This window comes from Pseudomonas laurylsulfativorans (assembly GCF_002906155.1).
In the GTDB taxonomy this organism is placed as follows: domain Bacteria; phylum Pseudomonadota; class Gammaproteobacteria; order Pseudomonadales; family Pseudomonadaceae; genus Aquipseudomonas; species Aquipseudomonas laurylsulfativorans.
On sequence record NZ_MUJK01000012.1, the window covers coordinates 12965 to 37656 of the forward strand.

The following is a 24692-nucleotide window of genomic DNA, read 5'->3' on the forward strand; positions in this document are numbered from 1 at the left end:
CTGCTCCTCTCTAATAGTTATTCAGGCGGACGGGCGCGAGGCTTTCTCAGCGTGTCCGGAGAGACCGAAACGACGGTCCAGTTCATCGAGTACAGCCTGTGGATGCTGCCCCAATTGGGCGAGCATGACCATGCTGTGGAACCACAAATCGGCGGTTTCGTAGATCACATCGCTGCAGTCGCCGCTGATGGCGGCGTCCTTGGCGGCAATGATGGTTTCGACCGACTCTTCGCCGACTTTTTCCAGAATCTTGTTCAAGCCCTTGTGGTACAGGCTGGCGACATACGAGCTGTCGGCAGCGGCGCCTTTGCGCGCTTCCAGTACCTCGGCGAGGCGGGTGAGAGTGTCACTCATGTGTGTGCCCTGCGGAATAGATGGCGTGCGGATCTTTCAGGACCGGGTCGACCGTTGTCCAGTCGCCGTTCTCATAGACGCGGTAGAAGCAGCTCTGGCGGCCGGTATGGCAAGCGATGTCGCCGATTTGCTCGACCATCAGGATGATGACGTCGGCGTCGCAGTCCAGGCGCATCTCGTGCAGGGTTTGCACGTGGCCGGACTCTTCGCCCTTGCGCCACAGCTTGCCACGGGAGCGCGACCAGTAGATCGCGCGGTTCTCGGCAGCGGTCAGTTCCAGTGCTTCGCGGTTCATCCAGGCCATCATCAGGACGCGCCCGGTCTTGTGATCCTGGGCAATCGCTGGCACCAAGCCGTCCGCGTCCCATTTGATCTCGTCCAGCCAATTCTTCATCTACGACTCCGATACGGGCCCGCACTTCAATAATCGGGGGCCTACGTTCAATGCAGCGTCCAAACAGTGTGCCAGCGTGTTGCGCGACTGGCTATCGGCGAACGACCAGATACAAACCGACCGCCATCATGATGCCGGCCGGCCAGTAAGCCAACTGGTTCAACGGACCGCCAGCGGCAAGGATGGCGCCCCCGGCCAGGTGAGCCGTGCCGAGTAGGCGCAGGAACCAGTCGTCACGGCGTCGATGCCACGGTGGCGGCGAGTCGTAGGCGTGGGGTTGGGACATGCGCTCGAGCAGGTCACGGGCCATGTTGGCCAGGTGCGGGATCTGTTCGAACTGGCTGTGCACGTTGCCGAGCAGGGCTTTGGGGCTGACGCGCTCACGCATCCAGCGTTCGAGGAACGGCTGCGCGGTGTTCCACAGGTCGAGGTCCGGGTACAGCTGGCGGCCCAGGCCTTCGATGTTCAACAGGGTCTTCTGCAAAAGTACAAGCTGCGGCTGCACTTCCATGTTGAAGCGTCGTGCGGTCTGGAACAGGCGCATCAGCACCTGGCCGAAGGAAATATCCTTTAACGGTTTTTCGAAGATCGGCTCGCACACGGTACGGATCGCGGCTTCGAATTCGTTGAGTTTGGTTTCCGCCGGCACCCAGCCCGAATCGATGTGCAACTGGGCCACGCGGCGGTAATCGCGCTTGAAGAAGGCGAACAAGTTGCGCGCCAGGTAATCCTGGTCTTCCGGCGTCAGGCTGCCGACGATGCCGCAGTCGATGGCGATGTACTGCGGGCTCCACGGGTTCACGGTGCTGACGAAAATGTTGCCGGGGTGCATGTCGGCGTGGAAGAAGCTATCGCGGAACACTTGGGTGAAGAAGATCTCCACACCACGTTCGGCGAGCATTTTCATGTCGGTACGCTGGTCGGCCAGGGTCGCTAGATCGGTGACCTGAATGCCGTAGATGCGTTCCATCACCAGCACTTTTGGCCGGCACCAGTCCCAATAGACTTGCGGCACGTACAGCAGCGGCGAGCCCTCGAAGTTGCGCTTCAACTGGCTGGCGTTGGCCGCCTCGCGCAGCAGATCGAGTTCGTCGTAGATGGTTTTTTCGTAATCGCTGACGACGTCCACCGGGTGCAGCAGGCGCGCATCGGCCGAGAGTTTTTCGGCGGCGCGGGCGAGGATGAACAGCCAAGCCAGGTCCTGGGCGATCACTGGTTTGAGGCCCGGGCGGATCACTTTGACGACGACTTCTTCACCGGTTTTCAGTTGCGCGGCATGCACCTGCGCCACCGACGCCGAGGCCAGCGGTTCGAGGTCGAAACGGATGAACACGTCGCTGATTTTCTTGCCCAGCTGTTCTTCGATCAGCTTGACCGACACTTGCGAATCGAACGGCGGCACGCGGTCCTGCAGCTTCATCAGTTCGTCGGCGATGTCTTCGGGCAGCAGGTCGCGGCGAGTGGACAGGATCTGCCCGAACTTGATGAAAATCGGTCCGAGGTCCTGCAGCGCCAGGCGCAAGCGAGCGCCACGGCTCAGGTCCAGGGTCTTGCGCGGAAACCAGCGCCACGGCAAGGCATAGCGCAACGCCCGCAAGAACCAGGGCAGCGGCAGGGCGAACAGCAGGTCATCGAGGCGGTAGCGGATCACGACGCGCTGGATGCGCAACAAACGGCGGACGGCAAGCAGCTTCATGCGTTATCGCTTGGGTCGAGGGATCGGGAAAGGCGCTCGAAACGCGCCTCGAGACGTTCCAGATCAAGCTTGATCTGGTCCAGTTCACTGAATCGTGCTTCGGCTTCGCGCTGGCCGACGAGGGTGCGCGATTCTTCGGCCAGGTATTCGCCCAGGTTCTGGCCCAGGCTGACGAAGCCTTGCTGATACCAGCGGGCGCGGCTGCGCAGGTGACCGCCGACCAGTTGCGTGGCCACCGGCCCCAGTACGCGTGCAAGTTCGTACTCCCAGTCCAGCTCAAGGTCCTGAAGGATTGCGGCCAGTTCCAGCAGCACGCTGCTGTCGCCGTCGAGTTCCACTTCAGGGCTGTGCAGGATCGAGGTCTTGTCCTTGCTCATGGCCAGTTTCAGCAGGCTCGAGGCCGGTGCACGCAAGGTGCAGTCGGCGCCGGTTTCCCACTGGGAGGCGAGCATCAGGCCTTCGTCGCTGGGCAGGATGAACAGGTGCAGCGCCGGGCTGCGGCAATCGACGGCAATCACCTTGCCGCTCAAATGTGCCAGCCGCGGCAGCGCCGTGCTGTCGAGACGCAGCACCCGGTTCAGGCCGAGTTCAACGCTGGCGAGCAGGCCGGCGAGCAGCATCAGGGCTTGATGCCGCGGTGCAGGGCAACGATGCCTGCGGTCATGTTGTGATAGGTCACGCGGTCGAAGCCGGCTTCGACCATCATCGACTTCAGGGTTTCCTGATTCGGGTGCATGCGGATCGATTCGGCCAGGTAGCGATAGCTTTCCGAGTCGTTGGTGATCAGCTTGCCCATCAACGGCATGAAGGCGAACGAGTAGGCGTCATAGGCCTTGGACATCAGCGCGTTGGTCGGCTTGGAGAATTCCAGCACCAGCAAACGGCCGCCCGGCTTGAGCACGCGCAGCATCGAGCGCAGGGCATCTTCCTTGTGGGTCACGTTGCGCAGGCCGAAGGCGATGGTCACGCAGTCGAAATGGTTGTCCGGGAACGGCAGTTTTTCCGCATCGGCCTGGACGAATTCGACGTTGCCGGCCACGCCGAGGTCCAGCAGGCGGTCACGACCGACCTTGAGCATGGATTCGTTGATGTCGGCCAACACGACTTGGCCGGTCGGGCCTACCAGGTGCGAGAACTTGCGGGTCAGGTCGCCGGTACCGCCAGCGATGTCCAGCACGCGGTTGCCGGTGCGAACGCCCGACAGTTCGATCGCGAAACGCTTCCACAGACGGTGCATGCCGCCCGACAGAAGGTCGTTCATCAGGTCGTACTTGGCGGCTACCGAGTGGAATACCTCAGCGACTTTTTCCGCTTTCTGGCTTTCCGGAACGTTTTTGAAGCCGAAGTGAGTGGTGGGTTCGGCATCGCTGCCTTTGCGCTGATCAGTCATATCGCTGTCACCAAAAGAGAATGCGCGACATTCTAATCCCCAAGGCATGCTTTGTCTTGGCAAGGCTGAAGGTAAGATGGGCAACCATCGGGACGTTTTGACGCAGCAGAGGTCAAGATGCCTCGGGAAAGCATCCATAAAGCAGGAGTCATTTGATGGCCCGTATTAGTGTTGAACGTGCCCATGGCCTGGGTAAGGAAGCGGCTCGCGAAAAGGCCGACAAGCTGGCGCAGAAACTTTCCGATCAGTATGGCCTGGAGCCGCAGTGGTCCGGCGATACCCTGAACCTGAAACGCTCGGGTGTGAAAGGCGCGGTGCATGTCGCCGAGGATTCGATTCGCGTCGAAGTGGAGCTGGGCCTGATGATGTCGGCCATGAGCGGCATGATCAAGGCTGAAATTGAAAAGGCGCTGGATAAGGCGTTGGTCTGATCTCAGGTTGAAACAACATCCCCTGTGGGAGCGAGCCTGCTCGCGAAAGCGGACTGCCAGTTGATGAAAATGTCGACTGTGCCAACGCCTTCGCGAGCAGGCTCGCTCCCACATTTGGTTTGTGGATGGGCAAAGGTTTATGTCAGTTGTTAGGGTGCCGTTTCTAATTTTTCTCCCTACTTTGTGCCAGAGCCCGACACTTATCCGGGCAGTTCCTCAAACCTTCTGCGCGTGAGGTGCACCATGGCCAAAGTTATTTTGAAGAAAAAAGTCGACGTATCGACCGGCACGCTGAGCGACGTCAAATCCTATGCCCGCAAGATCTGGCTGGCAGGCCTGGGTGCCTACGCCAAGGTCGGCCAAGAGGGCAGCGAATACTTTCAAGAGCTGATCAAGGCTGGTCAGGTTGTTGAAAAGAAAGGCAAAAAAGTAGTCGCTGAGAAACTTGAAGCGGCCAATGCCGAGATCGATGACGTCAAGAGTGAAGTCAGCACTTTCAAAGGCCGTGTCGAAGTTCAACTCGACAAGGTCGAGAAGGCGTTCGACACGCGTGTCGCAAGTGCCTTGAATCGTATCGGCATTCCGTCTAAACATGACGTTGAGACACTCTCTGCTAAGCTCGATGAGCTGACGGCATTGCTCGAACGTGTCGCGCGTAAATCTTAAGGAGAACGGGATGGCTGTTAAAAAGAAAACCGAAAAAGAAGGCAGCTCGTGGATCGGGAAGGTTGAAGATTACTCCCGAAAAATCTGGCTGGCTGGTTTAGGCGTGTACTCGAAGATCGACACTGACGGCAGCAAACTCTTCGATGCATTGGTTAAGGACGGCGAGAAAGCCGAGAAGCTCACCAAGAGTGCTGTTGGCAAGACAGTCGACGCCGCCAAGGACTCCGCTTCTTCGGCCAAATCGCGCATCAGCGGCGTGAAGGATCGCGCACTGGGCAAGTGGGATGAGCTGGAAGGCGCTTTCGACAAGCGTCTGAACAGTGCCATTTCGCGTCTGGGTGTACCGAGCCGCAACGAAGTCAAGGCACTGCACAGCAAGGTCGAGACCCTGACCAAGCAAATCGAAAAACTGACCGGTGCCAAGGTTGCGCCTGTTGCGGCGAAAACCGCGGCGGCCAAGCCTGCTGCCAAGACTGCCGCCGCCAAGCCAGCAGCCAAAACTGCTGCCAAGCCACTGGTAAAAGCAGCGGCTAAACCCGCTGCCAAGCCTGCGGCTAAAACTGCCGCCGCCAAACCGGCAGCGGCCAAGCCAGCGGCCAAACCGGTTGCTGCGAAAGCTGCCGCTAAACCAGCGGCCAAACCGGCTGCCAAGCCAGCAGCGGCCAAACCTGTGGCTAAAACGGCTGCAGCCAAACCAGCCGCCGCCAAGCCGGCAGCCAAACCTGCTGCTGCGAAAAAACCTGCTGTGAAGAAGCCGGTAGCTCCCAAAGCTGCCGCGCCAAAACCAGCAGTAGCAGCTGCCAAACCGGCAACCCCGGCAACTCCGGCAGCAGCTCCGGTCAGCGCATCGAACTCCGCGACCGCACCGGCCCCTGCTGTCACCCCGACTGCCGCGCCAGCTTCATCGACGCCAACCAGTCAGTCCTGATTTTCAGGGCTCAAAAAAACGCCCGGCCTGCCAAGGTCGGGCGTTTTTGTTTGTGCACGAATCTCTGAACGACGCAGACCCACTGTAGGAGCGAGCTTGCTCGCGATGGTATTGCAGGCGCTGAGTAGCGACGGCTGTACCTTTTTCGGGAGCAAGCTCGCTCCTACAGGGGGGTGTTGTAGTCAGAGTTACTAGTGGTCTTCCAGATACTCCATCGCCATCTGCTCGGTCGCAGCCTTCATCGATGGCAGAAGGTGTGGCGCGACCAGCATCATGATCTGGTAAACCACCAGCCGCACCTCGCCTTCGCGATCAAGAATCCGCTGATAATCCAGCGAAAACAGCAATGTCATGGTGATCTGTTCCACCAGTTGTCCCAGTGCCTGGGTTTCACTGACCAGTAACCCTTGTGCCTGCAGTCGCGCCAGCAGCGACGCCAGTGTGCGCTTGAGTGCATTGAGCAGGTTGCGGATGCCCTTGGCCAGTTTCGGCAGGCGCCCGGCGAGGTTCGACAGGTCCTGGAAGAGGAACCGGTAGTGGGACAGGCGTTCGACGATCAGGTGCAGGAACAGCCAGTAATCTTCGGGGGCCAGTTGGACATCGGCCGGCGGATCAAGCAGCGGGGCCAGCTCGCCCTGAAAGCGCTCGAACAGCCCAAGAATCAGCGGTTCCTTGCCGTGGAAGTGGTAGTAGAGGTTGCCCGGGCTGATACCCATTTCATTGGCAACTTCCATGGTGGAGACATTCGGTTCGCCCTTTTGATTGAACAATTGCAGGGCACATTCGAGGATCCGATCGCGGGTTTTCATCCAGTCTTCTTAATATTCGTGCCAGGCCAACCTTCAGTCCTGTAGGAGCGAGCATGCTCGCGATGGTCGTTAACGATTACGCGGGCTACCTGATTACCCGCGGCGTCTGGATGTCCATCGCGAGCATGCTCGCTCCTACAGGGTCGGAGACTGACTGCGGCCTTTTTTAGGTTCAGCGCACACGTACGTAAGTACCGGGTGCTGCCTCCATCGGTGGATAGTTCTGGTTGCCGAGCGCCATGTGGGTTTCCTTCTGCGCGCCGGAGCGCTCCTGAACCCAGCCCAGCCATTGGGTCCACCAACTGCCATCGACATGCTTGGCGTCGTAGTACCAGGCCCGGGGGTCGCTGCTCAGTTTGCCGTTCTCGACGTAGTTGGCTTTCGGGTTGCTCGGCGGGTTGAGGATGCTCTGCACATGACCGCTGTTGGACAGCACGAAGCGCCGCTCGCCACCGAGCAGCAGCGTCGAGCGATACACCGCATCCCACGGCGTGATGTGATCGTTGATGCCCGCGACGCTGAAGCTGTCGACGGTGACCTTCTGCAAATCGATCGGCGTGCCGCACACTTCCAGTCCGCCCGGGTGGGTCAGCGGGTTGTGCTTGAAGAAGTCCAGCAGATCGCCATGCAGCGCGGCCGGCAGGCGGGTGTTGTCGTTGTTCCAGTAGAGAATGTCGAACGCTGGTGGCTCCTTGCCCAACAGGTAGTTGTTGACGAAATAGCTCCAGATCAAATCGTTGGGGCGCATCCAGGCGAATACTTTGGCCATGTCCCGGCCGTCCAGCACGCCTTTCTGATAAGAGCGGCGCTTGGCGGCTTCCAGGGTCTGCTCGTCGGCGAACAGCGTGGCGGGGCTGTCCAGTTGACTGTCGAGCAGGCTCACCAGATACGTCGCGCTGGACACCCTGCGCAGTTGCCGTTTGGCCTGCAAATGGCCTTGCAGCGCGGCAATGGTCAGTCCGCCGGCACAGGCGCCCATCAGGTTGACTTCGCGTGCGCCGGTGATCGCCCGGCAGACATTCATCGCCTCTTCCACGGCCTCCACGTAGGTCGAGAGCCCCCATTCGCGGTGACGTACATCCGGGTTGCGCCAGCTGATCATGAAGGTCTGCAGGCCGTTTTTCAGGGCGTACTGGACGAAGCTGTTGTGGGGGCTGAGGTCGAAAATGTAGTACTTGTTGATTTGCGGCGGCACCACCAGCAGGGGCTTGGAGTACTGCTTTTCGCTCATTGGCTTGTACTGGATCAACTCCAGCAGCTCGTTGCGAAACACCACGGCACCTGGGGTAGTGGCGACCGTCCGGCCGACCTCGAATGCTTGCTTGGTGACTTGCCGGGGCAGGCCGTCGTTGTGCAGCAGGTCGTCCACCAAATGGCTGATGCCACGTACCAGGCTGTTGCCGCCGGAATTGAACAGTTCCTTGACTGCCAGTGGATTGAGCAGGGTGTTGGAGGGCGATACGGCATCGTTGAGCAAGGCGAAAGCGAAGTGTGCGCGGGCGCGGTCGTCCGGGTTCATGTTGCTCTCGTCGATCCAGCTTTTGACCTGTTTCTGCCAGCTCAGATAGGCCTGCAGGCTACGGCGGTAAAACGGGTTGAGGCTCCACGCCGGGTCGGCGAAGCGAGCGTCCTGCGGGTTGGTCGGGTGCAGGGTTTCGCCGAGCAGCACACGGCCAAGCTGACCACCGAGTTTGAGGGCATGTCGGGCGCTGTGCACCGGATTGCGCAAGCCATGGGCGGCCACACTGCGCAGGGTCGACAGCAGATCCCGGCCGCGCAGGCCGGTAATCGCACTCTGTGCATTGATGAACGCGGCGGGAGTCGGTAAGGAATCCCTCGCTGTTTTCTCGCGCATGAGTCAACACTCCTTCGTCTTCAGGCCAAAAACAAATACACCGAACCAGAACACCATAGACGCTGTAACGGGTTGTTGCGCGGCGTGGCGTCCTGCCGACCGCTGATACAGCGCTTTAGCCGCCCAATGGCGCCGGACGCGGATGCATCACCGCGCGCTGGCGCTCCTCTTCGAGGAATTTCATGATGATCGGGGCCACCGCTTCGGCCCGGGTAATCAGGAACAGATGCCCGTCATCGATGATGTGCAACTGGGCGTTGGGAATTCGCCAGGCCAGCAAGCGCATGTTGACCAGCGGGATCAGCGGGTCATCGTCGCCGGCCAGTACCAGGGTCGGCTGGCGGATCTTGTGCAACCAGTGAATGCTGGTCCAGCCGAGGCCGGCGAACAGCTGCCAGTAGTAACCGAGCTTGCCCGCCGAACGCACCTTGGCTGCATGGCTTGCGGCCAGTGTCGGGTCGCGACGGAAAGAGCCGCCGTAGATCATCGGCGCAATGCGGATCACATGGGACGGTTGGATGTAACGTCGAGGACTGGCCATCATCCACAACACTTTCGGCTTGCCCGGCACCATCACCGCACCCGCCGCCGTTGCGGCCAGTACGAGTTTCTTGCAGCGCTCCGGATAGTCGTAGGCGAACTGCTGGGCCAGGGCGCCGCCCCAGGACACGCCGATGACGTTGACCTGCCCATAGTCGAGATAGTCGAGCATCCGCGCAGTGAGCTTGGCCAGCCCGGGAAAGCGATACGGCCGGTTCGGCGTCGACGAGCCACCGACACCGGGTACGTCGAAGGCGATGACTTCCAGGTCCGGGTCCAGCGCCGCGACGAACGGGAACACCAGCTCCAGGTTGGCGCCGATGCCATTGAAAATCAGCAGGGGCGTCAAGTGAGGCTTGCCGGGGCGTACCGCCGTGCGGAGCGTCTGGCCATCCAGGTCGACGGTACGGAATATGAAGGGTTGCGGCATGCTTCTGGCCCTGTGGGTGGATCTTGGTTCCTGACACATATTCTGTAGGAGCCGGCTTGCTGGCGATGCGGTCACCTCGGTTTGCCAGTCTCACCGTGGTGATGCGTTCGCCAGCAAGCCGGCTCCTACAGGTCTGCGGGTCTAGCGCTCGTGTACATAAGTGCCCGGTGCAGCTTCGCCCGCCGGGTAGGCCTTGTTGCCCAATTTCAGCGGAGCTTTTTTCAGGTTGCCCGAACGCTGTGCCTGCCAGGCCTGCCAATGCAGCCACCACGAATCAGCGTGCTTGGTCGACTCTTCCTGCCAGTCATCGGCATTGGCGGGCATTTCGGTACTGGTCATGTAGCGCGATTTCGGATTGCCTGGCGGGTTCAGAATGCTCTGGATATGCCCACTGCTGGACAGCACGAATTCAACATTGCCGCCGAACAGTTGCGCCGATTTGTAGCAAGAGCGCCACGGGGTGATGTGGTCGCTGGTCCCGGCCAGGGAAAAGATATCGGCGGTGACCTGCTTCAGGTCGATCGGCGTGCCGCACACTTCCAGTGCATTCGGACGAATCAATGGATTGCTTTTGAACATTTCAATCAGGTCGCCGTGGAACGCGGCCGGTAACCGGGTGGTGTCGTTGTTCCAGAACAGAATGTCGAACACCGGTGGCTCGTTACCCAGCAGGTAATTATTGACCCAGTAGTTCCAGATCAGGTCGTTGGGGCGCATCCAGGCAAAGACTTTCGCCATGTCGCGGCCTTCCAGCACGCCGGCCTGATAGGAGTGGCGCTTGGCGCTTTCGAGGGTTTGTTCATCGACGAACAGCGCCACATCGCTGTCCAGGGTGGTATCGAGCACACTGACCAGCAGGGTGAGGGCGTTGACCTTGTTCTCGCCAATCGCTGCGTAATGGCCCAGCAGCGCGGTGCAGGTGATGCCGCCGGAGCAGGCGCCGAGCATGTTCACGTCTTTGCTGCCGGTGATCGCGGTGACCACGTCGACGGCTTCCTTGAGCGCCTCGATGTAAGTCGACAGGCCCCACTCACGCTGCTCCTTGGTCGGATTGCGCCAGCTGACGATGAAGGTTTGCACGTTGCTGCGCAGGCAGAACCGCGCCAGGCTTTTTTCCGGGCTGAGGTCGAAAACGTAGAATTTGTTGATTTGCGGTGGCACCACCAACAGCGGGCGTTCGTGCACCTGTTCAGTGATGGGCTTGTACTGGATCAACTCCAGCACGTCGTTGCGAAATACCACTGCACCTTCGGTCACGGCCAGGGTCTTGCCGACCTCGAATGCGCCCATGTTGACCTGGCTCGGCATGCCGCCGTTGTGTACCAGGTCCTTGGCCAGATGCGAGAGGCCGTCGAGCAGGCTTTTACCGCCGGTTTCGAAGAAACGTTTGACCGCCGCCGGGTTGGCGGCCGTGTTGGTCGGGGCAAAGGCTTCGGTCATGAGGTTGATCACGAAGTGGCCGCGATTGACGTCCTTGGCCGGCAGGTTGCTATCGTCGATCCAGTCGTGGAGCTCCTTGCGCCACGCCAGGTAGGTTTGCAAATAACGTTTGTAGAGCGGGTTCTGGCTCCAGGCCGGATCGGCAAAGCGACGGTCATCGCTGCTCGGTAGCAGCTCGGATTTGCCTAACAGTACGTTCTTGAGCTCAAGGCCGAAATGAGCGACATGCTTTGCGCTATGAATCGGTTGTTTGATGGCCTGCCTGAGCACCATGCGAGCAGACGCCAGTAGATCTTTTCCACGCAATCCAACGACAGGATTCAGCCCCAAGGTATTTTCGGAGGCTTGCTGCTTCAAGTCATCGTTATTCTTGTTACTCATCTACGACGCTCCATTGTCCTGAGACGAGTACCCGGGTCCTGCTGTGCAGTCACACAACCAATGCCAGGTACTACTGCTCGGGTGACCGTTAATACTGCATCGCTGCTATTTGTTCGCAGAGAGCACTGCAGGGAACTTGCCAGTTCCATTGGTTACCCGAGTTTAATTTTTTTCGCAAGCAGGCCAATCGGTGGCCCTGGAGCGGAGCATTCAAACAGATGAAATTAGAAAATGCCCTCTAAAGAGCAAGAGGCTCGGATTAGAGCATCAGCTTGACGACGGATTCGTTCGGGTCGCGGGTTTTTCCGGCCGCTTTGAGCTCGGCCAGATAATCCTCCCAGAGTGCGTCATAACGTCGCGCCAGCTCGTAGAGGTATTCCCAGGTGAACAGACCACTGTCGTGACCGTCATCGAAGGTCAGTTTCAGTGCGTACTGACCGGCCGGTTCTAGCTTGGTCAGGCCTACGTTGATCTTGCCAAATTGCAGGATGGGTTTGCCGTGGCCCTGGACCTCGGCGGAAGGAGAGTGCACGCGCAGGAACTCGGCGGGCAGGGTGTATTCCTCGCCGGACGCGTATTTCAGCGACAGGGTTTTCGAGGCTTTGTGCAGCTTGATGTCGGTGGGGATTTGGGTCATGAGCGGATGTCCGTCTGGGAGGGATCTCGGCTCAAACCTGTAGGAGCCGGCTTGCCGGCGAAGCTTTTGGCGGCCTTTTTGGCCTCATCGCCGGCAAGCCGGCTCCTACAGGAATTCACACAAGCCAGATGTCCCCGAAGAGAATGTGGCTTACAGGATATAACGCGACAGGTCTTCGTTCTGCGCCAATTCGCCCAGGTGGCTGTTGACGTAGTCGGCGTCGATCTGGATCACCTTGCCGTCATGGGTGCTGGCCAGGTCGCCGGCGCTGAACGACACCTCTTCGAGCAGGCGCTCGAGCAGGGTGTGCAGGCGACGGGCGCCGATGTTTTCGGTTTTCTCGTTGACCTGCCAGGCGATCTCGGCGATGCGCTTGATACCGCTTGGCTGGAACTCGATACCCAGGCCTTCGGTTTTCAACAGCGCGCAATATTGCTCGGTGAGAGAGGCGTGAGGCTCACTGAGGATGCGTTCGAAATCTTCAGGGCTCAGGGCCTTGAGTTCGACACGGATCGGCAGGCGGCCTTGCAGCTCGGGCACCAGATCGCTCGGCTTGCTCAGGTGGAACGCACCGGAGGCAATGAACAGAATGTGGTCGGTCTTGACCATGCCCAGTTTGGTGTTGACGGTGCAGCCTTCGATCAGCGGTAGCAGGTCGCGCTGCACGCCTTCGCGGGATACATCGACGCCACCGGAGTTGCCACGCTTGGCGACCTTGTCGATTTCGTCGATGAACACGATGCCGTGCTGCTCGACTGCTTCCAGGGCCTTGGCCTTCAACTCTTCGTCGTTGACCAGGCGGCTGGCTTCTTCGTCGCGCACCATCTTCAGTGCTTCTTTGACCTTGAGCTTGCGGGCTTTTTTCTTGCCCTTGCCCATGTTGGCGAACAGGCTCTGCAACTGGTTGGTCATTTCTTCCATGCCCGGTGGCGCGGAGATGTCGACGCCGGCCATTTCGGCGACTTCGATTTCGATCTCCTTGTCATCCAGCTGGCCTTCACGCAGGCGCTTGCGGAACAGCTGACGGGTGTTGGAATCGGCAGTCGGGGCGTCGTCGTTGCTGAAACCCATGCGTGCCGGTGGCAGCAAGGCGTCGAGGATGCGCTCTTCAGCTGCATCTTCGGCGCGGTGGCGAACCTTGACGATTTCCTGCTCGCGCAGCAGCTTGATCGCCGCATCGGCCAGGTCACGAATGATCGACTCGACGTCGCGGCCGACATAACCGACTTCGGTGAATTTGGTCGCTTCGACCTTGATGAACGGCGCATTGGCCAGTTTGGCCAGGCGACGGGCGATTTCGGTTTTACCGACACCGGTCGGGCCGATCATCAGGATGTTCTTTGGCGTTACTTCAACGCGCAGCTCTTCAGGCAGCTGCATGCGGCGCCAGCGGTTGCGCAGGGCAATGGCGACGGCGCGCTTGGCATCATCCTGGCCGATGATGTGGCGGTTGAGTTCGTGGACGATTTCACGGGGAGTCATGGACATAATATTCAGTGGACCTCAAGCAAGAATGGGCCGTGGTGCGGTGGGCTGCACGGGCTTACTCGGCGCAGTCCTGCTCCTCTATGGTCTGGGTGTGGTTGGTGAATACACAGATGTCGCCGGCGATACCGAGGGCGGTTTCGACGATTTCCCGGGCCGACAGATCAGTCTTTTTCAGCAGCGCGCTGGCAGCTGCTTGAGCGTAGGCGCCGCCGGAACCCATGGCGATCAGGCCGTCTTCAGGTTCGACCACGTCGCCGTTGCCGGTGATGATCAGGGAAGCGTCTTTGTTGGCGACGGCGAGCATGGCTTCGAGACGGCTCAGGGAACGGTCGGTACGCCATTCTTTGGCGAGTTCGACAGCGGCGCGAACCAGGTGGCCTTGATGTTTCTCTAGCTGGCCTTCGAAGCGTTCGAAGAGGGTAAAGGCGTCAGCAGTGGCACCGGCAAACCCGGCGATGACCTGGCCGTGGTACAGGCGACGAACTTTTTTCGCGTTGCCTTTCATCACGGTATTGCCAAGGGAAACCTGGCCGTCGCCGCCCATGACGACTTTGCCGTGGCGGCGAACTGAAACGATGGTGGTCAAGGGAAGAGTCTCCACGCAGCGGGGCGAAAATGCCTTATGCCCATTCATATGGGGGTGCTGCAGAGGATTTCAACTGTAGGACGGGAGAGGGGACGAGTGGTGTGAGTCAGATGACATATGCGGTGTTTATCAGGACGCCATCGCTGGCAAGCCAGCTCCTACAAGGTTTGACGAATAATCTGTAGGAGCTGGCTTGCCGGCGATGAACGATGACGCGGTGGCCCTGAAGGGATCAGCGGCTCTGGCGTTGTTGTAACAACAGATTGCTAAAGCCCGCGCCCGCCAGCTGTTTCTGGGCGGTGGTCAGTTGCTCACGGTTGCTGAACGGTCCGACCAATACTCGATACCAGGTTTCGTCTTTCACCGTCCCGGACTCAACCGCCACAGCCTGGCCGAGCAGGATGATCTGCGCGCGAACTTTGTCCGCGTCGGCTTCTTTGCGGAATGAACCAGCCTGCAGGAAAAACTTGGTCACTGGCGCCGCTTTGACCGGAGGCGCTGGTGGCGGCGTGATCCCGGCCAGGGCTGCCTGGGCGCGAGCCGTGTCGATCTTCGCCGCTTCGGCCGGGGTCACCGGCGTGGTCGGAATGGCCGGCACTTGTGGCGTCGGCAGGGTTTTTTCCGGTACGGCATCCGGCGGCACGATGACTTCCGACTCCGGCAGCAAGGTGTAGAAGTCGTACTTCGGCTTCACTGGTTGCGTCGGGCTCGGCGGGGTCTTGTTGGCTTCGGCGATTTTCGTCGCTTTCTGCTGTTGCTCGACCTTCTCGCGCTTGACCGTGTCGCTGCCCTTGCCCGGTTCCAGCTTCATCAAAAACACGATGAAGGCGCCGACCGTCAGGCCGATCGCCATCCACAGCCAGCCCGGGATCGGTTGCTTTGCAGGAGCTTGGTAACGACTGGCGCCACGCTTGGGTGCAGGTTTTTTCTTGGCAGCCAACTTACATACGCTCCAGAGTTTCCAGGCCCAAGAGTTCCAGGCCTTGCTTGAGGGTGCGTCCGGTCAGCGCGGCAAGGCGCAGGCGGCTCTGCATTTGTGCCGGGGTGTCGGCGGCGAGGATCGGGCAGTTCTCGTAGAAGCTGGAGAACAGGCCGGCGACGTCGTACAGGTAAGTGCAGAGGATGTGCGGGGTGCCTTTTTCGGACACGTTGTTCAGGATCTCACCGAACTGCGCGAGTTTCGCCGCCAGTTCGTGTTCGTGCCCTGCTTCCAGAACGATCTGGCCGTCGACTTCGCTGAAGTCCTTGCCCAGCTTGCGGAACACACCGGCGACGCGGGTGTAGGCGTACAGCAGGTACGGCGCGGTGTTGCCTTCGAAATTGAGCATCAGGTCGAAGTTGAAGCTGTAGTCGCTGGTGCGGTGCTTGGACAGGTCGGCATATTTCACAGCGCCGATGCCCACGACTTTGGCGATGTTGCGCAGCTCGGCTTCAGCCAGTTCCGGGTTCTTGTCCTTGACCAGTGTATAGGCGCGTTCCTGGGCTTCGGTCAGCAGGTCGATCAGCTTCACGGTGCCGCCATCACGGGTCTTGAACGGGCGGCCGTCAGCGCCGTTCATGGTGCCGAAGCCCATGTGTTCCATTTCCATCGGATGGGTCACGAAACCGGCCTTGCGCGCCACGGCGAACACTTGCTGGAAGTGCAGGGCCTGACGCTGGTCGACGAAGTACAGCGCGCGATCGGCCTTGAGCTTGCCGCTGCGGTAGCGCACGGCCGCCAGGTCGGTGGTGGCGTAGAGGTAGCCGCCGTCAGCCTTGACGATGATCACCGGCAGCGGGTCGCCATCGGCATTCTTGAATTCGTCGAGGAACACGCACTGGGCGCCGTTGCTCTCGACCAGCATGCCTGCGGCCTTCAAATCGTTGACCACGTTGATCAGGTCGTCGTTGTAGGCGCTTTCGCCCATCACGTCGGCCATGGTCAGTTTGACGTTGAGCAGTTCGTAGATTTTCTGGCAGTGCGACAGCGAGATGTCCTTGAACTTGGTCCACAGCGCGAGGCAGTCGGCATCGCCGGCCTGCAACTTGACCACCAGGCCACGGGCGCGGTCGGCGAACTCTTCGGATTCATCAAAGCGCTGCTTGGCGGCGCGGTAGAAGTTTTCCAGGTCCGACAGCTCGTCGCTGGTGATCGGGTTTTCCTGCAGGTAAGCCATCAGCATGCCGAACTGGGTGCCCCAGTCGCCGACGTGGTTTTGCCGGATCACGGTGTCGCCGAGGAATTCGAGAACGCGGGCCACGCCGTCGCCAATGATGGTCGAGCGCAAGTGGCCGACATGCATCTCTTTGGCCAGGTTGGGGGCCGACAGGTCGACCACGGTGCGCTGCACCGGGCCGGCCTTGCGTACGCCGATGTGGGCGTCGGCCAGGGCGGCGTCCAGGCGAGCGGCCAGGGCGTCGGTGTTCTGGAAGAAGTTCAGGAAGCCAGGGCCGGCGATTTCGGTCTTGGCGACGTTTTCGTCAGCCGGCAGCGCGGCGATGATTTTTTCCGCTAGATCGCGGGGCTTCATGCCGGCCGGCTTGGCCAGCATCATGGCGATGTTGCTGGCGAAGTCGCCGTTCTTCTTGTCGCGCGAGTTTTCCACCTGGATCGCCGGCGACAGGCCTTCAGGCAACACACCTTCGTTGACGAGTTGGGTGATGGCTTGTTGGATCAGCTGGCGAATGGTGTCTTTCATGGTCTTCTCTTTCGACCGCAGGCGCGGCGGCGCATCATGCGCTGGTGGAAAAACTGGGCATTATCCGTTGCGAAGACGGGCTTGCCAACCTTAGCAGGCAGGATGTGGATGTGTGGTGACAATTCGACCGCTATCGCTGGCAAGCCAGCTCCTACAAAGATCTGATGTGAACACTGTAGGAGCTGGCTTGCCAGCGATACCGATCTGCCAATCAATACAAATCCACGGGATCAACATCCAGCGACCAACGCACCGCCCGTCCGCTCGGCATCTGCTCCAGCACCAGCAACCAACTGGCCAGCAATCGATGCAGCGGTGCCCGCGCCGTAGCCTGCAACAACAACTGCGCCCGATAACGCCCGGCCCGACGCTCCATCGGCGCCGGCACCGGCCCCAGCAATTCAATGCCGGTCAGGCCCTGTTCGGTCAGCAAACGCTCCGCCTCGCTGCACGCCTCATCCAGGAAGCCTTCGGCCTGCCCCGGTTTGTGCGCCTCGGCCCGCAGCAGCGCCAAATGCGCGAACGGCGGCAGCCCGGCCGCACGGCGTTCGCTCAAGGCCTGTTCGGCAAAGGCGAAATAGCCTTGCTCGGTCAGTTGCACCAGCAGCGGATGGTCAGCCAGGTGCGTCTGGATAATCACTTTTCCCGGCTCTTCGGCGCGGCCTGCACGGCCTGCGACCTGGACGATCAATTGAGCCATGCGCTCGCTGGCGCGGAAGTCACCGGAAAACAGGCCGCCGTCGGCGTCGAGGATCGACACCAGCGTCACCCGGGGAAAGTGGTGGCCCTTGGCGAGCATTTGCGTGCCGATCAAAATGCACGGCTGGCCTTTTTGAATGGTTGCGAACAACTGGTTCATCGCGTCCTTGCGCGATGTGCTGTCGCGGTCGACTCGCAGCACCGGATAGTCCGGGAACAGAATCGCCAGGCGCTCCTCGGCCCGTTCGGTGCCGGCGCCGACGGGGCGCAGATCGACCTTGTTGCACTTCGGGCACTGGCGCGGCACGCGTTCGACGTAGCCGCAGTGGTGGCAGCGCAACTCGCCGTAACGCTGATGCACGGTCATCCGCGCATCGCAACGCTGGCATTCGGACATCCAGCCACAGTCATGGCACAGCAGGGTCGGGGCGAAGCCGCGGCGGTTGAGGAACACCAGTACCTGCTGCCCGGCGGCCAGGGTCTGACCGATGGCTTGTTGCATCGGCCCGGAAATGCCGCTGTCCAGCGGGCGGCTTTTGACATCCAGGCGCAGGAAGCGCGGCTGCTTGGCACCGCCGGCGCGTTCATTCAAGCGCAACAGTCCGTAGCGGCCGGTGTAGGCGTTGTGCAGGCTTTCCAGCGAAGGCGTGGCGGAGCCGAGGACAATCGGGATGTTTTCCTGTCGTGCCCGTACCAGTGCCAGGTCACGGGCGTGATAGCGCAAGCCTTCTTGCTGTTTATAGGAGCCGTCGTGCTCTTCGTCGATGATGATCAGGCCGGGGTTCTTCATCGGCGTGAACAGGGCCGAGCGGGTGCCGATAATAATGTCGGCCTCACCGTCTCGGGCGGCCAGCCAGGCATCGAGGCGTTCGCGGTCGTTGACTCCCGAATGGATCAGCGCGATGCGGGCATTGAAACGCTGTTCGAAGCGCGCCAGGGTCTGCGGGCCCAGGTTGATTTCCGGGATCAGCACCAGCGCTTGCTTGCCGGCCTCCAGGGTTTCGCGGATCAACTGTAAATAGACTTCGGTCTTGCCGCTGCCGGTGACGCCAGCCAGCAGGAACGCGTGGTAACTGTCGAAGCCGGCGCGAATCGCCTCATAGGCGGCGCGCTGCTCCGGGTTCAGCGGCAGTTCCGGTTGCGCCAGCCAGTGTTCATGCCGTGCACCCGGGGCGTGGCGGCGGATCTCGACCTGCACCAGCTCCTTGGCCAGCAGCAAATCCAGGCTGTCCTTGCTCAGCATCAGCTTGCTCAGCAGTTGATGGGCGACGCCGTGGGGATGTTGCGCCAGCGTGGCCAGGGCTTCGCGCTGGCGCGGGGCGCGGGCGATGCGCGGGTCATCGAGGCTGGCGCCCGGCGCGGCGGACCAGAAGCGCTCCTGGCGCGCTTCGGCCAGTTCACCCTGGCGCAGCAGGACCGGCAACGCCCAGCTCAAGGTGTCGCCCAGGCTGTGCTGATAGTACTGCGAGGTCCACAGGCACAGTTTGAACAGCGCCGGCGGCAGCGGTGGCGTGGCGTCGAGCAGGGCCAGGGCTGGCTTGAGCTTCTCGGCCGGCACTTCGCTGGTGTCGGTGACTTCCACCAGGATTCCGATCATCTCGCGCCGGCCGAACGGCACCCGCAGGCGCATGCCAGGGTGCAACTGGGCGCGCAGGACGCCGGCCGGAGCACGGTAGTCGAACAGGCGGCGCAGCGGCGAAGGCAGGGCGAGGCGCAGAATGGCGTCGGGCACGCGGGGATCTCGATAAGCGGAATAAACAGCAGGGCTATACCTGTGGGAGCGGGTTTGCTCGCGAAGACGGAGTGTCAGTCAGCATTTAAGTCGTCTGACACACCGCTTTCGCGAGCAAACCCGCTCCCACAGGGACGGCGATTTGGCCGGGAGCCTAGCAGACGGTCGGTAGAAGCGACAGCTTGCGTGAATGGGATTGTCTGGTAGAATCCGCGGCCTAATTACGTGCGGTATTCAACAATAGTGTTGGGTGGCGGCACGCTAGCCCGAGGAAAACACCATGAAAGCTGATATCCATCCAGAATACCCAGCAGTTGCTGTTACCTGCAGCTGCGGCAACAAGTTCGAAACCCGTTCGACCTTCGGCAAAGCCCTGGCGATCGACGTTTGCAACGAATGCCACCCGTTCTACACCGGTAAGCAGAAGACTCTGGACACCGGTGGTCGCGTACAGAAGTTCGCCGACCGTTTCGGTGCTTTCGGCGCGAAAAAGGCCTAAGGCCGATCAACTTGGGAAGCCGTTGCGGTTTTTCCATGCTGATGAAAAAGGCGTCCCTCGCGGGCGCCTTTTTTGTGTCCGCGATTTGGCTGTCTGGCGCCCAGGCCTTTTGCCCTACGCCAGGCGGCCTGACGCCCGTCGCGGTGCAGCGGGTGGTGGATGGTGACACCCTGCGCCTGAGCGATGGCCGCAGTGTGCGCATGATCGGCCTGAACACGCCAGAGCTGGGCAAGAAGGGCCGCTCTGACGAGCCGTTCGCCGTGGCCGCGCGCAAACGCCTCGAAGCCCTGGTGGCGGCGAGCGACGGTCAGGTTGGCTTGCTGCCGGGCAAAGAGAGCAAAGATCATTACGGTCGCACTCTGGCTCATGTCTACGGTGCCGATGGCGCCAACCTCGAAGCGCAAATGCTCGCCGAAGGCTTGGGTTTTCTGGTGGCCGTGGCGCCGAATGTCGATCTGGTCGCCTGTCAGCAGGCGGCTGAGCGCAGTGCGCGCCAGGCTGGCCTGGGGTTGTGGCGGCGGTCACCTGTACTGAAAGCGGAGCAGATCTCTACGTCTGGTTTTGCCGTGCTCAGCGGTCGTGTGAGCAAGGTGCAGCGTAATCGCGGCGGGGTTTGGATCGAATTGCAAGACTCGGTTGTATTGCGCGTTGCACCCAATCTGCTGACGCGTTTCGATGTGAACTCGCTGGAAAGCCTCAAGGGCAAGCAGGTCGAGGCGCGCGGCTGGGTATTGGATCGCTCGCGCAAAGGCGGTCTGAAGAGTGGCCAAGCTCGCTGGATGTTGCCTTTGACCGACCCTGCGATGCTGCAAGCGGCGCAGTGATAAAAAATTGTAGACATTTTTTCTGTCGATTGTGAACAGTCTAGCCCTTGTGTGCCGTGGCTCTTGGCCCAAAGTCGTAGGGCCGGGCGCTTGACAGGGGTGACCAGTCAGTCTTGTGGGGACTTTGCGAGGCGCGTATCCTCGCTGACCAGTCTGTCCAACAGTAAAAAGCGGAATGCCAAAATGTCTGATCTGAAAACTGCCGCTCTCGAATATCACGCCAATCCTCGTCCAGGGAAGCTGAGTGTCGAGCTCACCAAGGCCACTGCTACCGCTCGCGACCTGTCGCTGGCCTACAGCCCGGGCGTAGCCGAACCAGTACGCGAGATCGCCCGCGATCCTGAACTGGCCTACAAGTACACCGGCAAAGGCAACCTGGTTGCAGTCATTTCCGATGGCACCGCGATTCTCGGCCTGGGTAACCTCGGCCCATTGGCTTCCAAGCCAGTGATGGAAGGTAAAGGCGTACTGTTCAAGCGCTTCGCTGGCATCGACGTTTTCGACATCGAAGTCGATTCCGAAAGCCCGCAGGCCTTCATCGACACCGTCAAGCGCATCTCCATCACCTTCGGTGGCATCAACCTGGAAGACATCAAGGCGCCAGAGTGCTTTGAAATCGAACGCGCTCTGATCGAGCAGTGCGATATTCCGGTATTCCACGATGACCAGCACGGCACCGCTATCGTGACCGCCGCCGGCATGATCAACGCCCTGGAAATTGCTGGCAAAACCCTGCCGGAAGCCAAGATCGTCTGCCTGGGTGCCGGTGCTGCCGCCATCTCCTGCATGAAGTTGCTGGTGAGCATGGGCGCCAACATCGAAAACATCTACATGGTTGACCGTACCGGTGTGATCCACTCCGGCCGTGACGACCTGAACCAGTACAAGGCTGTCTTCGCTCACGCGACCGACAAGCGCACCCTGGCTGACGCCCTGCAAGGCGCTGACGTGTTCGTAGGCCTGTCCGGCCCGAATCTGCTGAGCGCTGAAGGCCTGCTGTCCATGGCGGCCAACCCGATTGTGTTCGCGTGCTCGAATCCTGATCCGGAAATCTCCCCGGAACTGGCACACGCTACCCGTAGCGACGTGATCATGGCCACCGGTCGTTCCGACTACCCGAACCAGGTCAACAACGTACTGGGCTTCCCGTTCATCTTCCGTGGTGCCCTGGACGTTCGCGCCAAGCGCATCAACGAAGAAATGAAAGTGGCTGCTGCCAACGCCCTGCGTGAACTGGCCAAGCTGCCAGTGCCTCAGGAAGTGTGCGACGCCTATGGCGGCATCAAGCTGGAATTCGGTCGTGAGTACATCATTCCGAAGCCAATGGATGCCCGTCTGATCACCCTGATCTCCGACGCTGTGGCGAAAGCCGCTATCGAGACCGGTGTGGCGACCCTGCCGTATCCGAAGAACTACCCGCTCAAAAGCGTGGATGACGTGTTCAACGGCTAAGCCGTTGTAGCGCTTCAACGAAAAGCCCTGGCTTGTGAGAGTCAGGGCTTTTTTGTGTCTGAGGGTTTTGCATTGGCTGTGGGTGATTCATCGCTGGCAAGCCAGCTCCTACAAGGACTGCGCGGACCTGTAGGAGCTGGCTTGCCAGCGAAGAGGCCGGCTCAGGCGACACAAAAGTCGATGCGCAATAAAAAGCCCCGCACTTCTTTCGAGGGCGGGGCTTTTCAAATGGCTGCTATCAGAATAAATCGATCGGCGCCGCTTCATCTGCTGGCAGCGGGCTACCCGGTGCTGAGCCATTGCCCAGTTCGTTGACCGACGGTGGCGTATCTTCGGCCTTGAACAGTTCGAAGTAGGCCCCTGGTGTGCCTGGGGTGGCTGCACGGCCGCTGACCGGGTCGACTCGCAGGCTGAGGATGCCTTCCGGCTCCGGTTGTGTATGCGGCGGTTTGCCTTTGAGCGCGGCGCCCATGTAGTTCATCCAGATCGGCAGCGCGACGGTGCCGCCGAATTCCTTGCGGCCCAGGCTTTCCGGTTGATCGAAACCGGTCCACACGGTCGTCACGTAATCAGCGTTGTAGCCGGAGAACCAGGCATCCTTGGACTCGTTGGTCGTACCGGTCTTGCCGGCAATGTCAGGGCGACCCAGGGCCAGTGCGCGGCGACCGGTGCCGAGCTTGATCACGTCCTCAAGCATGCTGTTGAGGATGTATGTGGTGCGCCCGTCAACGATGCGTTCGGCCACGGCGGGTGCTTGTGGGGTCGGCGTGGTACCCGGGGTTTCACCCGGCGTTGCGTTGACCGTGAAGGCTTGAGGCGCTGGTGCGGCAATGCCGTCGCTGGCAGCGCCGCCCTGAGGCACGCTTGGCGGGTTGGCGACGAACAGCGTGTCGCCGTTGCGGCTTTCGATTTTGTCGATGATGTACGGGGTGATCTTGTAGCCGCCGTTGGCGAAGGTGCTCCAGCCGGTGGCGATCTCCATTGGTGTCAGGGTCGCGGTGCCCAGCGCCAGGGACAGGTTGGGCGGCAGGTCCTGCTTGTTGAAACCGAAGCGAGTGATGTAGTCGATGGTCTTGCCTACACCCATCGCTTGCAACAAGCGGATCGACACCAGGTTGCGCGACTTGTACAGCGCTTCACGCAGGCGAATCGGGCCGAGGAAGGTGTTGGTGTCGTTCTTCGGACGCCAGACCTTGTCCAGGTACTCGTCGACGAACACGATCGGTGCGTCGTTCACCAGGCTGGAGGCGGTGTAGCCGTTATCCAGTGCGGCGGCGTAGACGAACGGTTTGAAGCTCGATCCCGGCTGGCGCTTGGCCTGCAGTGCGCGGTTGTAGTTACTCTGCTCGAAGGCGAAACCGCCGACCAGCGAGCGAATGGCACCGTTTTGTGGGTCCAGGGACACCAGCGCGCCCTGGGCCTGCGGGATCTGGCTGAACTTCAGCGAGTTGTCCGGCTGACGCTGCACGCGAATCAGATCGCCGACCTGAGCCACGTCCGATGGTTGTTTCGGATTGGCGCCCATGCTGTTGGTATTCAAGAACGGCCGGGCCCACTTCATGGTGTCCCAGCTCACGTGTTCCTGGCCGGTGCGGGTCAACACTTGCAGGCCGCTCTTGTCGACCTGGGTCACGATGGCCGGTTCCAGGCTGCTGATGGTGCGTTGCTTGGTCAGCTCGATCGCCCAGGCTTCGCGAGTCTTGCCCGGTAGCCGCGACTCGGGTCCGCGATAGCCATGGCGCTGATCGTAGGTCATCAGGCCTTCGTGGACCGCGGTGTTTGCCAGTTCCTGGAGGTCGCTTGGCACCGTGGTGGTGACGCGGAAGCCCTCGGTATAGGCGTCGCTGCCATAGCGCCCGACCATTTCGGCGCGGGCCATTTCGGCGATGTAGGGCGCGTTCACTTCCGGAGTCGGCACGTGATAGCTGGCGTTCAGCGGTTCGTTGATCGCCGCGGTGTAGTCGGCCTCGCTGATTTTTCCGAGCTTGTACATGCGCCCCAGGATCCAGTCGCGACGCTCCTTGCTGCGCGCCGGGTTGGCCAGCGGGTTAAAGCGTGACGGCGCCTTGGGCAGGCCGGCAATCATCGCCATCTGCGCCAGGCTGACATCGCGGATCGATTTGCCGTAATAGACCTGCGCCGCCGCCTCGATGCCGTAAGCACGGTTACCCAGGTAGATCTTGTTGACATACAGCTCGAGGATCTCGTCCTTGGTCAGCTGCCGTTCGATCTGCAGGGCGAGGAGGATTTCGGTGGTTTTGCGCGAGAAGCTGCGTTCACTGCTCAGGAAGAAGTTCTTCGCCACCTGCATGGTGATCGTGCTGCCGCCGGACTGGATGTGTCCGCTTTTGACCAACTGGGTCGCGGCACGCATCAGGCTGCTCGGATCGACACCGTAGTGATTGGCGAAATTGTCATCTTCAGCACTTAGTAACGCATTGATGAAGTTGGGGGGAATGTCGGCGAAACGGATCGGTGTGCGGCGCATTTCGCCGAATTCTGCGATCAACTTGTTATCGCTGCTGTAGACCCGCAAAGGGATCTGCAACTGGATGCTTCTCAGCACCTCCACGGACGGCAGCCCGGGACTAAGGTAAAGGTACGCCCCGCTCAGACCCAGAAGGAGTCCGCAGAAAACCGCGACGATGGACCAACCGAAAAATTTCAGCAGACGAATCAAGGCTTTTGGATATCCAGGGCAAAAATGAATTGGGCAACAGGGTTCAAGCTAAATGAGAACGACCCGCGCTTGAGCAAATGCGGAAAAAAACGCTGGGCATTAT

22 protein-coding genes are annotated in these 24692 nt (G+C 60.6%); 6 read left to right on the top strand and 16 right to left on the bottom strand.

Translation table 11 applies throughout. The features are described 5' to 3' along the window. Window positions 1–21: 21 nt before the first annotated feature. From B0D71_RS25960 to ubiE, 5 genes are all read right to left on the bottom strand, one after another. Entirely contained in the window at window positions 22–354 is a 333-nt protein-coding gene (locus B0D71_RS25960) for a phosphoribosyl-ATP diphosphatase (RefSeq protein ID WP_008025232.1), read from the bottom strand. Further along, window positions 347–748: a phosphoribosyl-AMP cyclohydrolase gene (gene hisI / locus B0D71_RS25965; protein ID WP_085725456.1), complete on the bottom strand. Its 402-nt coding sequence runs from the start codon at window positions 746–748 to the stop codon at window positions 347–349. Before hisI ends, B0D71_RS25960 begins: the two co-directional genes overlap by 8 nt. Window positions 749–839: 91 nt before the next feature. Further along, complete coding sequence (gene ubiB, locus B0D71_RS25970; RefSeq protein WP_103397261.1) at window positions 840–2444, bottom strand: ubiquinone biosynthesis regulatory protein kinase UbiB; 1605 nt, start codon at window positions 2442–2444, stop codon at window positions 840–842. Beyond that, entirely contained in the window at window positions 2441–3064 is a 624-nt protein-coding gene (locus B0D71_RS25975; protein WP_103397262.1) for a ubiquinone biosynthesis accessory factor UbiJ, read from the bottom strand. Before B0D71_RS25975 ends, ubiB begins: the two co-directional genes overlap by 4 nt. Continuing rightward, window positions 3064–3834, bottom strand: a complete 771-nt coding sequence (gene ubiE / locus B0D71_RS25980) for a bifunctional demethylmenaquinone methyltransferase/2-methoxy-6-polyprenyl-1,4-benzoquinol methylase UbiE (RefSeq protein ID WP_007989286.1) — start codon at window positions 3832–3834, stop codon at window positions 3064–3066. The genes B0D71_RS25975 and ubiE overlap by 1 nt, the downstream gene beginning before the upstream one ends. A 155-nt stretch (window positions 3835–3989) precedes the next feature. Here ubiE and B0D71_RS25985 point away from each other — a divergent pair, with 155 nt between their 5' ends. The 3 genes from B0D71_RS25985 to B0D71_RS25995 all read left to right on the top strand — a co-directional run bounded on the left by B0D71_RS25985 (window position 3990) and on the right by B0D71_RS25995 (window position 5859). Continuing rightward, a complete protein-coding gene (locus tag B0D71_RS25985) occupies window positions 3990–4265 on the top strand; it encodes a polyhydroxyalkanoic acid system family protein (RefSeq protein ID WP_103397263.1) in 276 nt (91 codons plus the stop codon). A 243-nt stretch (window positions 4266–4508) separates the two neighbouring features. Beyond that, window positions 4509–4931, top strand: a complete 423-nt coding sequence (locus B0D71_RS25990) for a phasin family protein (protein WP_103397264.1) — start codon at window positions 4509–4511, stop codon at window positions 4929–4931. Window positions 4932–4941: 10 nt separating this feature from the next. Further along, window positions 4942–5859: a phasin family protein gene (locus tag B0D71_RS25995; RefSeq protein WP_103397265.1), complete on the top strand. Its 918-nt coding sequence runs from the start codon at window positions 4942–4944 to the stop codon at window positions 5857–5859. 191 nt (window positions 5860–6050) lie between these two features. On the opposite strand, the gene B0D71_RS26000 is transcribed toward B0D71_RS25995, so the two are convergent. The 10 genes from B0D71_RS26000 to B0D71_RS26045 form a co-directional block, all read right to left on the bottom strand. Beyond that, entirely contained in the window at window positions 6051–6668 is a 618-nt protein-coding gene (locus tag B0D71_RS26000; protein ID WP_103397266.1) for a TetR/AcrR family transcriptional regulator, read from the bottom strand. Window positions 6669–6840: 172 nt separating this feature from the next. Then, the gene (phaC, locus tag B0D71_RS26005; RefSeq protein ID WP_103397267.1) at window positions 6841–8523 is read right to left on the bottom strand and encodes a class II poly(R)-hydroxyalkanoic acid synthase; all 1683 of its coding nucleotides are present in this window, start codon (window positions 8521–8523) and stop codon (window positions 6841–6843) included. 115 nt (window positions 8524–8638) lie between these two features. After that, complete coding sequence (phaZ, locus tag B0D71_RS26010) at window positions 8639–9493, bottom strand: poly(3-hydroxyalkanoate) depolymerase (protein ID WP_103397268.1); 855 nt, start codon at window positions 9491–9493, stop codon at window positions 8639–8641. A 141-nt stretch (window positions 9494–9634) separates the two neighbouring features. Next, the gene (gene phaC, locus B0D71_RS26015; protein ID WP_103397269.1) at window positions 9635–11314 is read right to left on the bottom strand and encodes a class II poly(R)-hydroxyalkanoic acid synthase; all 1680 of its coding nucleotides are present in this window, start codon (window positions 11312–11314) and stop codon (window positions 9635–9637) included. 259 nt (window positions 11315–11573) lie between these two features. Then, entirely contained in the window at window positions 11574–11951 is a 378-nt protein-coding gene (locus B0D71_RS26020) for a gamma-butyrobetaine hydroxylase family protein (RefSeq protein ID WP_103397270.1), read from the bottom strand. Window positions 11952–12101: 150 nt separating this feature from the next. After that, complete coding sequence (gene hslU, locus B0D71_RS26025; protein WP_007975581.1) at window positions 12102–13439, bottom strand: HslU--HslV peptidase ATPase subunit; 1338 nt, start codon at window positions 13437–13439, stop codon at window positions 12102–12104. A 55-nt stretch (window positions 13440–13494) separates the two neighbouring features. Next, a complete protein-coding gene (gene hslV / locus B0D71_RS26030; RefSeq protein WP_007975582.1) occupies window positions 13495–14025 on the bottom strand; it encodes an ATP-dependent protease subunit HslV in 531 nt (176 codons plus the stop codon). Between the two features lie 232 nt (window positions 14026–14257). Further along, window positions 14258–14965 (bottom strand): SPOR domain-containing protein, encoded by a 708-nt coding sequence (locus B0D71_RS26035; RefSeq protein ID WP_103397271.1) that lies wholly within the window; start codon window positions 14963–14965, stop codon window positions 14258–14260. A 1-nt stretch (window position 14966) separates the two neighbouring features. Beyond that, the gene (argS, locus tag B0D71_RS26040; RefSeq protein WP_103397272.1) at window positions 14967–16703 is read right to left on the bottom strand and encodes an arginine--tRNA ligase; all 1737 of its coding nucleotides are present in this window, start codon (window positions 16701–16703) and stop codon (window positions 14967–14969) included. A 211-nt stretch (window positions 16704–16914) separates the two neighbouring features. Beyond that, complete coding sequence (locus B0D71_RS26045; protein ID WP_103397273.1) at window positions 16915–19134, bottom strand: primosomal protein N'; 2220 nt, start codon at window positions 19132–19134, stop codon at window positions 16915–16917. Between the two features lie 280 nt (window positions 19135–19414). Here B0D71_RS26045 and rpmE point away from each other — a divergent pair, with 280 nt between their 5' ends. From rpmE to B0D71_RS26060, 3 genes are all read left to right on the top strand, one after another. Next, the gene (gene rpmE, locus B0D71_RS26050) at window positions 19415–19633 is read left to right on the top strand and encodes a 50S ribosomal protein L31 (protein WP_007975586.1); all 219 of its coding nucleotides are present in this window, start codon (window positions 19415–19417) and stop codon (window positions 19631–19633) included. A gap of 35 nt (window positions 19634–19668) precedes the next feature. After that, a complete protein-coding gene (locus B0D71_RS26055) occupies window positions 19669–20457 on the top strand; it encodes a thermonuclease family protein (protein WP_103397274.1) in 789 nt (262 codons plus the stop codon). A 183-nt stretch (window positions 20458–20640) separates the two neighbouring features. Further along, a complete protein-coding gene (locus B0D71_RS26060; RefSeq protein ID WP_057397137.1) occupies window positions 20641–21909 on the top strand; it encodes a malic enzyme-like NAD(P)-binding protein in 1269 nt (422 codons plus the stop codon). 238 nt (window positions 21910–22147) lie between these two features. Here B0D71_RS26060 and B0D71_RS26065 read toward each other — a convergent pair whose 3' ends face one another. Then, entirely contained in the window at window positions 22148–24586 is a 2439-nt protein-coding gene (locus B0D71_RS26065; protein WP_420825150.1) for a penicillin-binding protein 1A, read from the bottom strand. Between the last annotated feature and the right edge of the window lie 106 nt (window positions 24587–24692).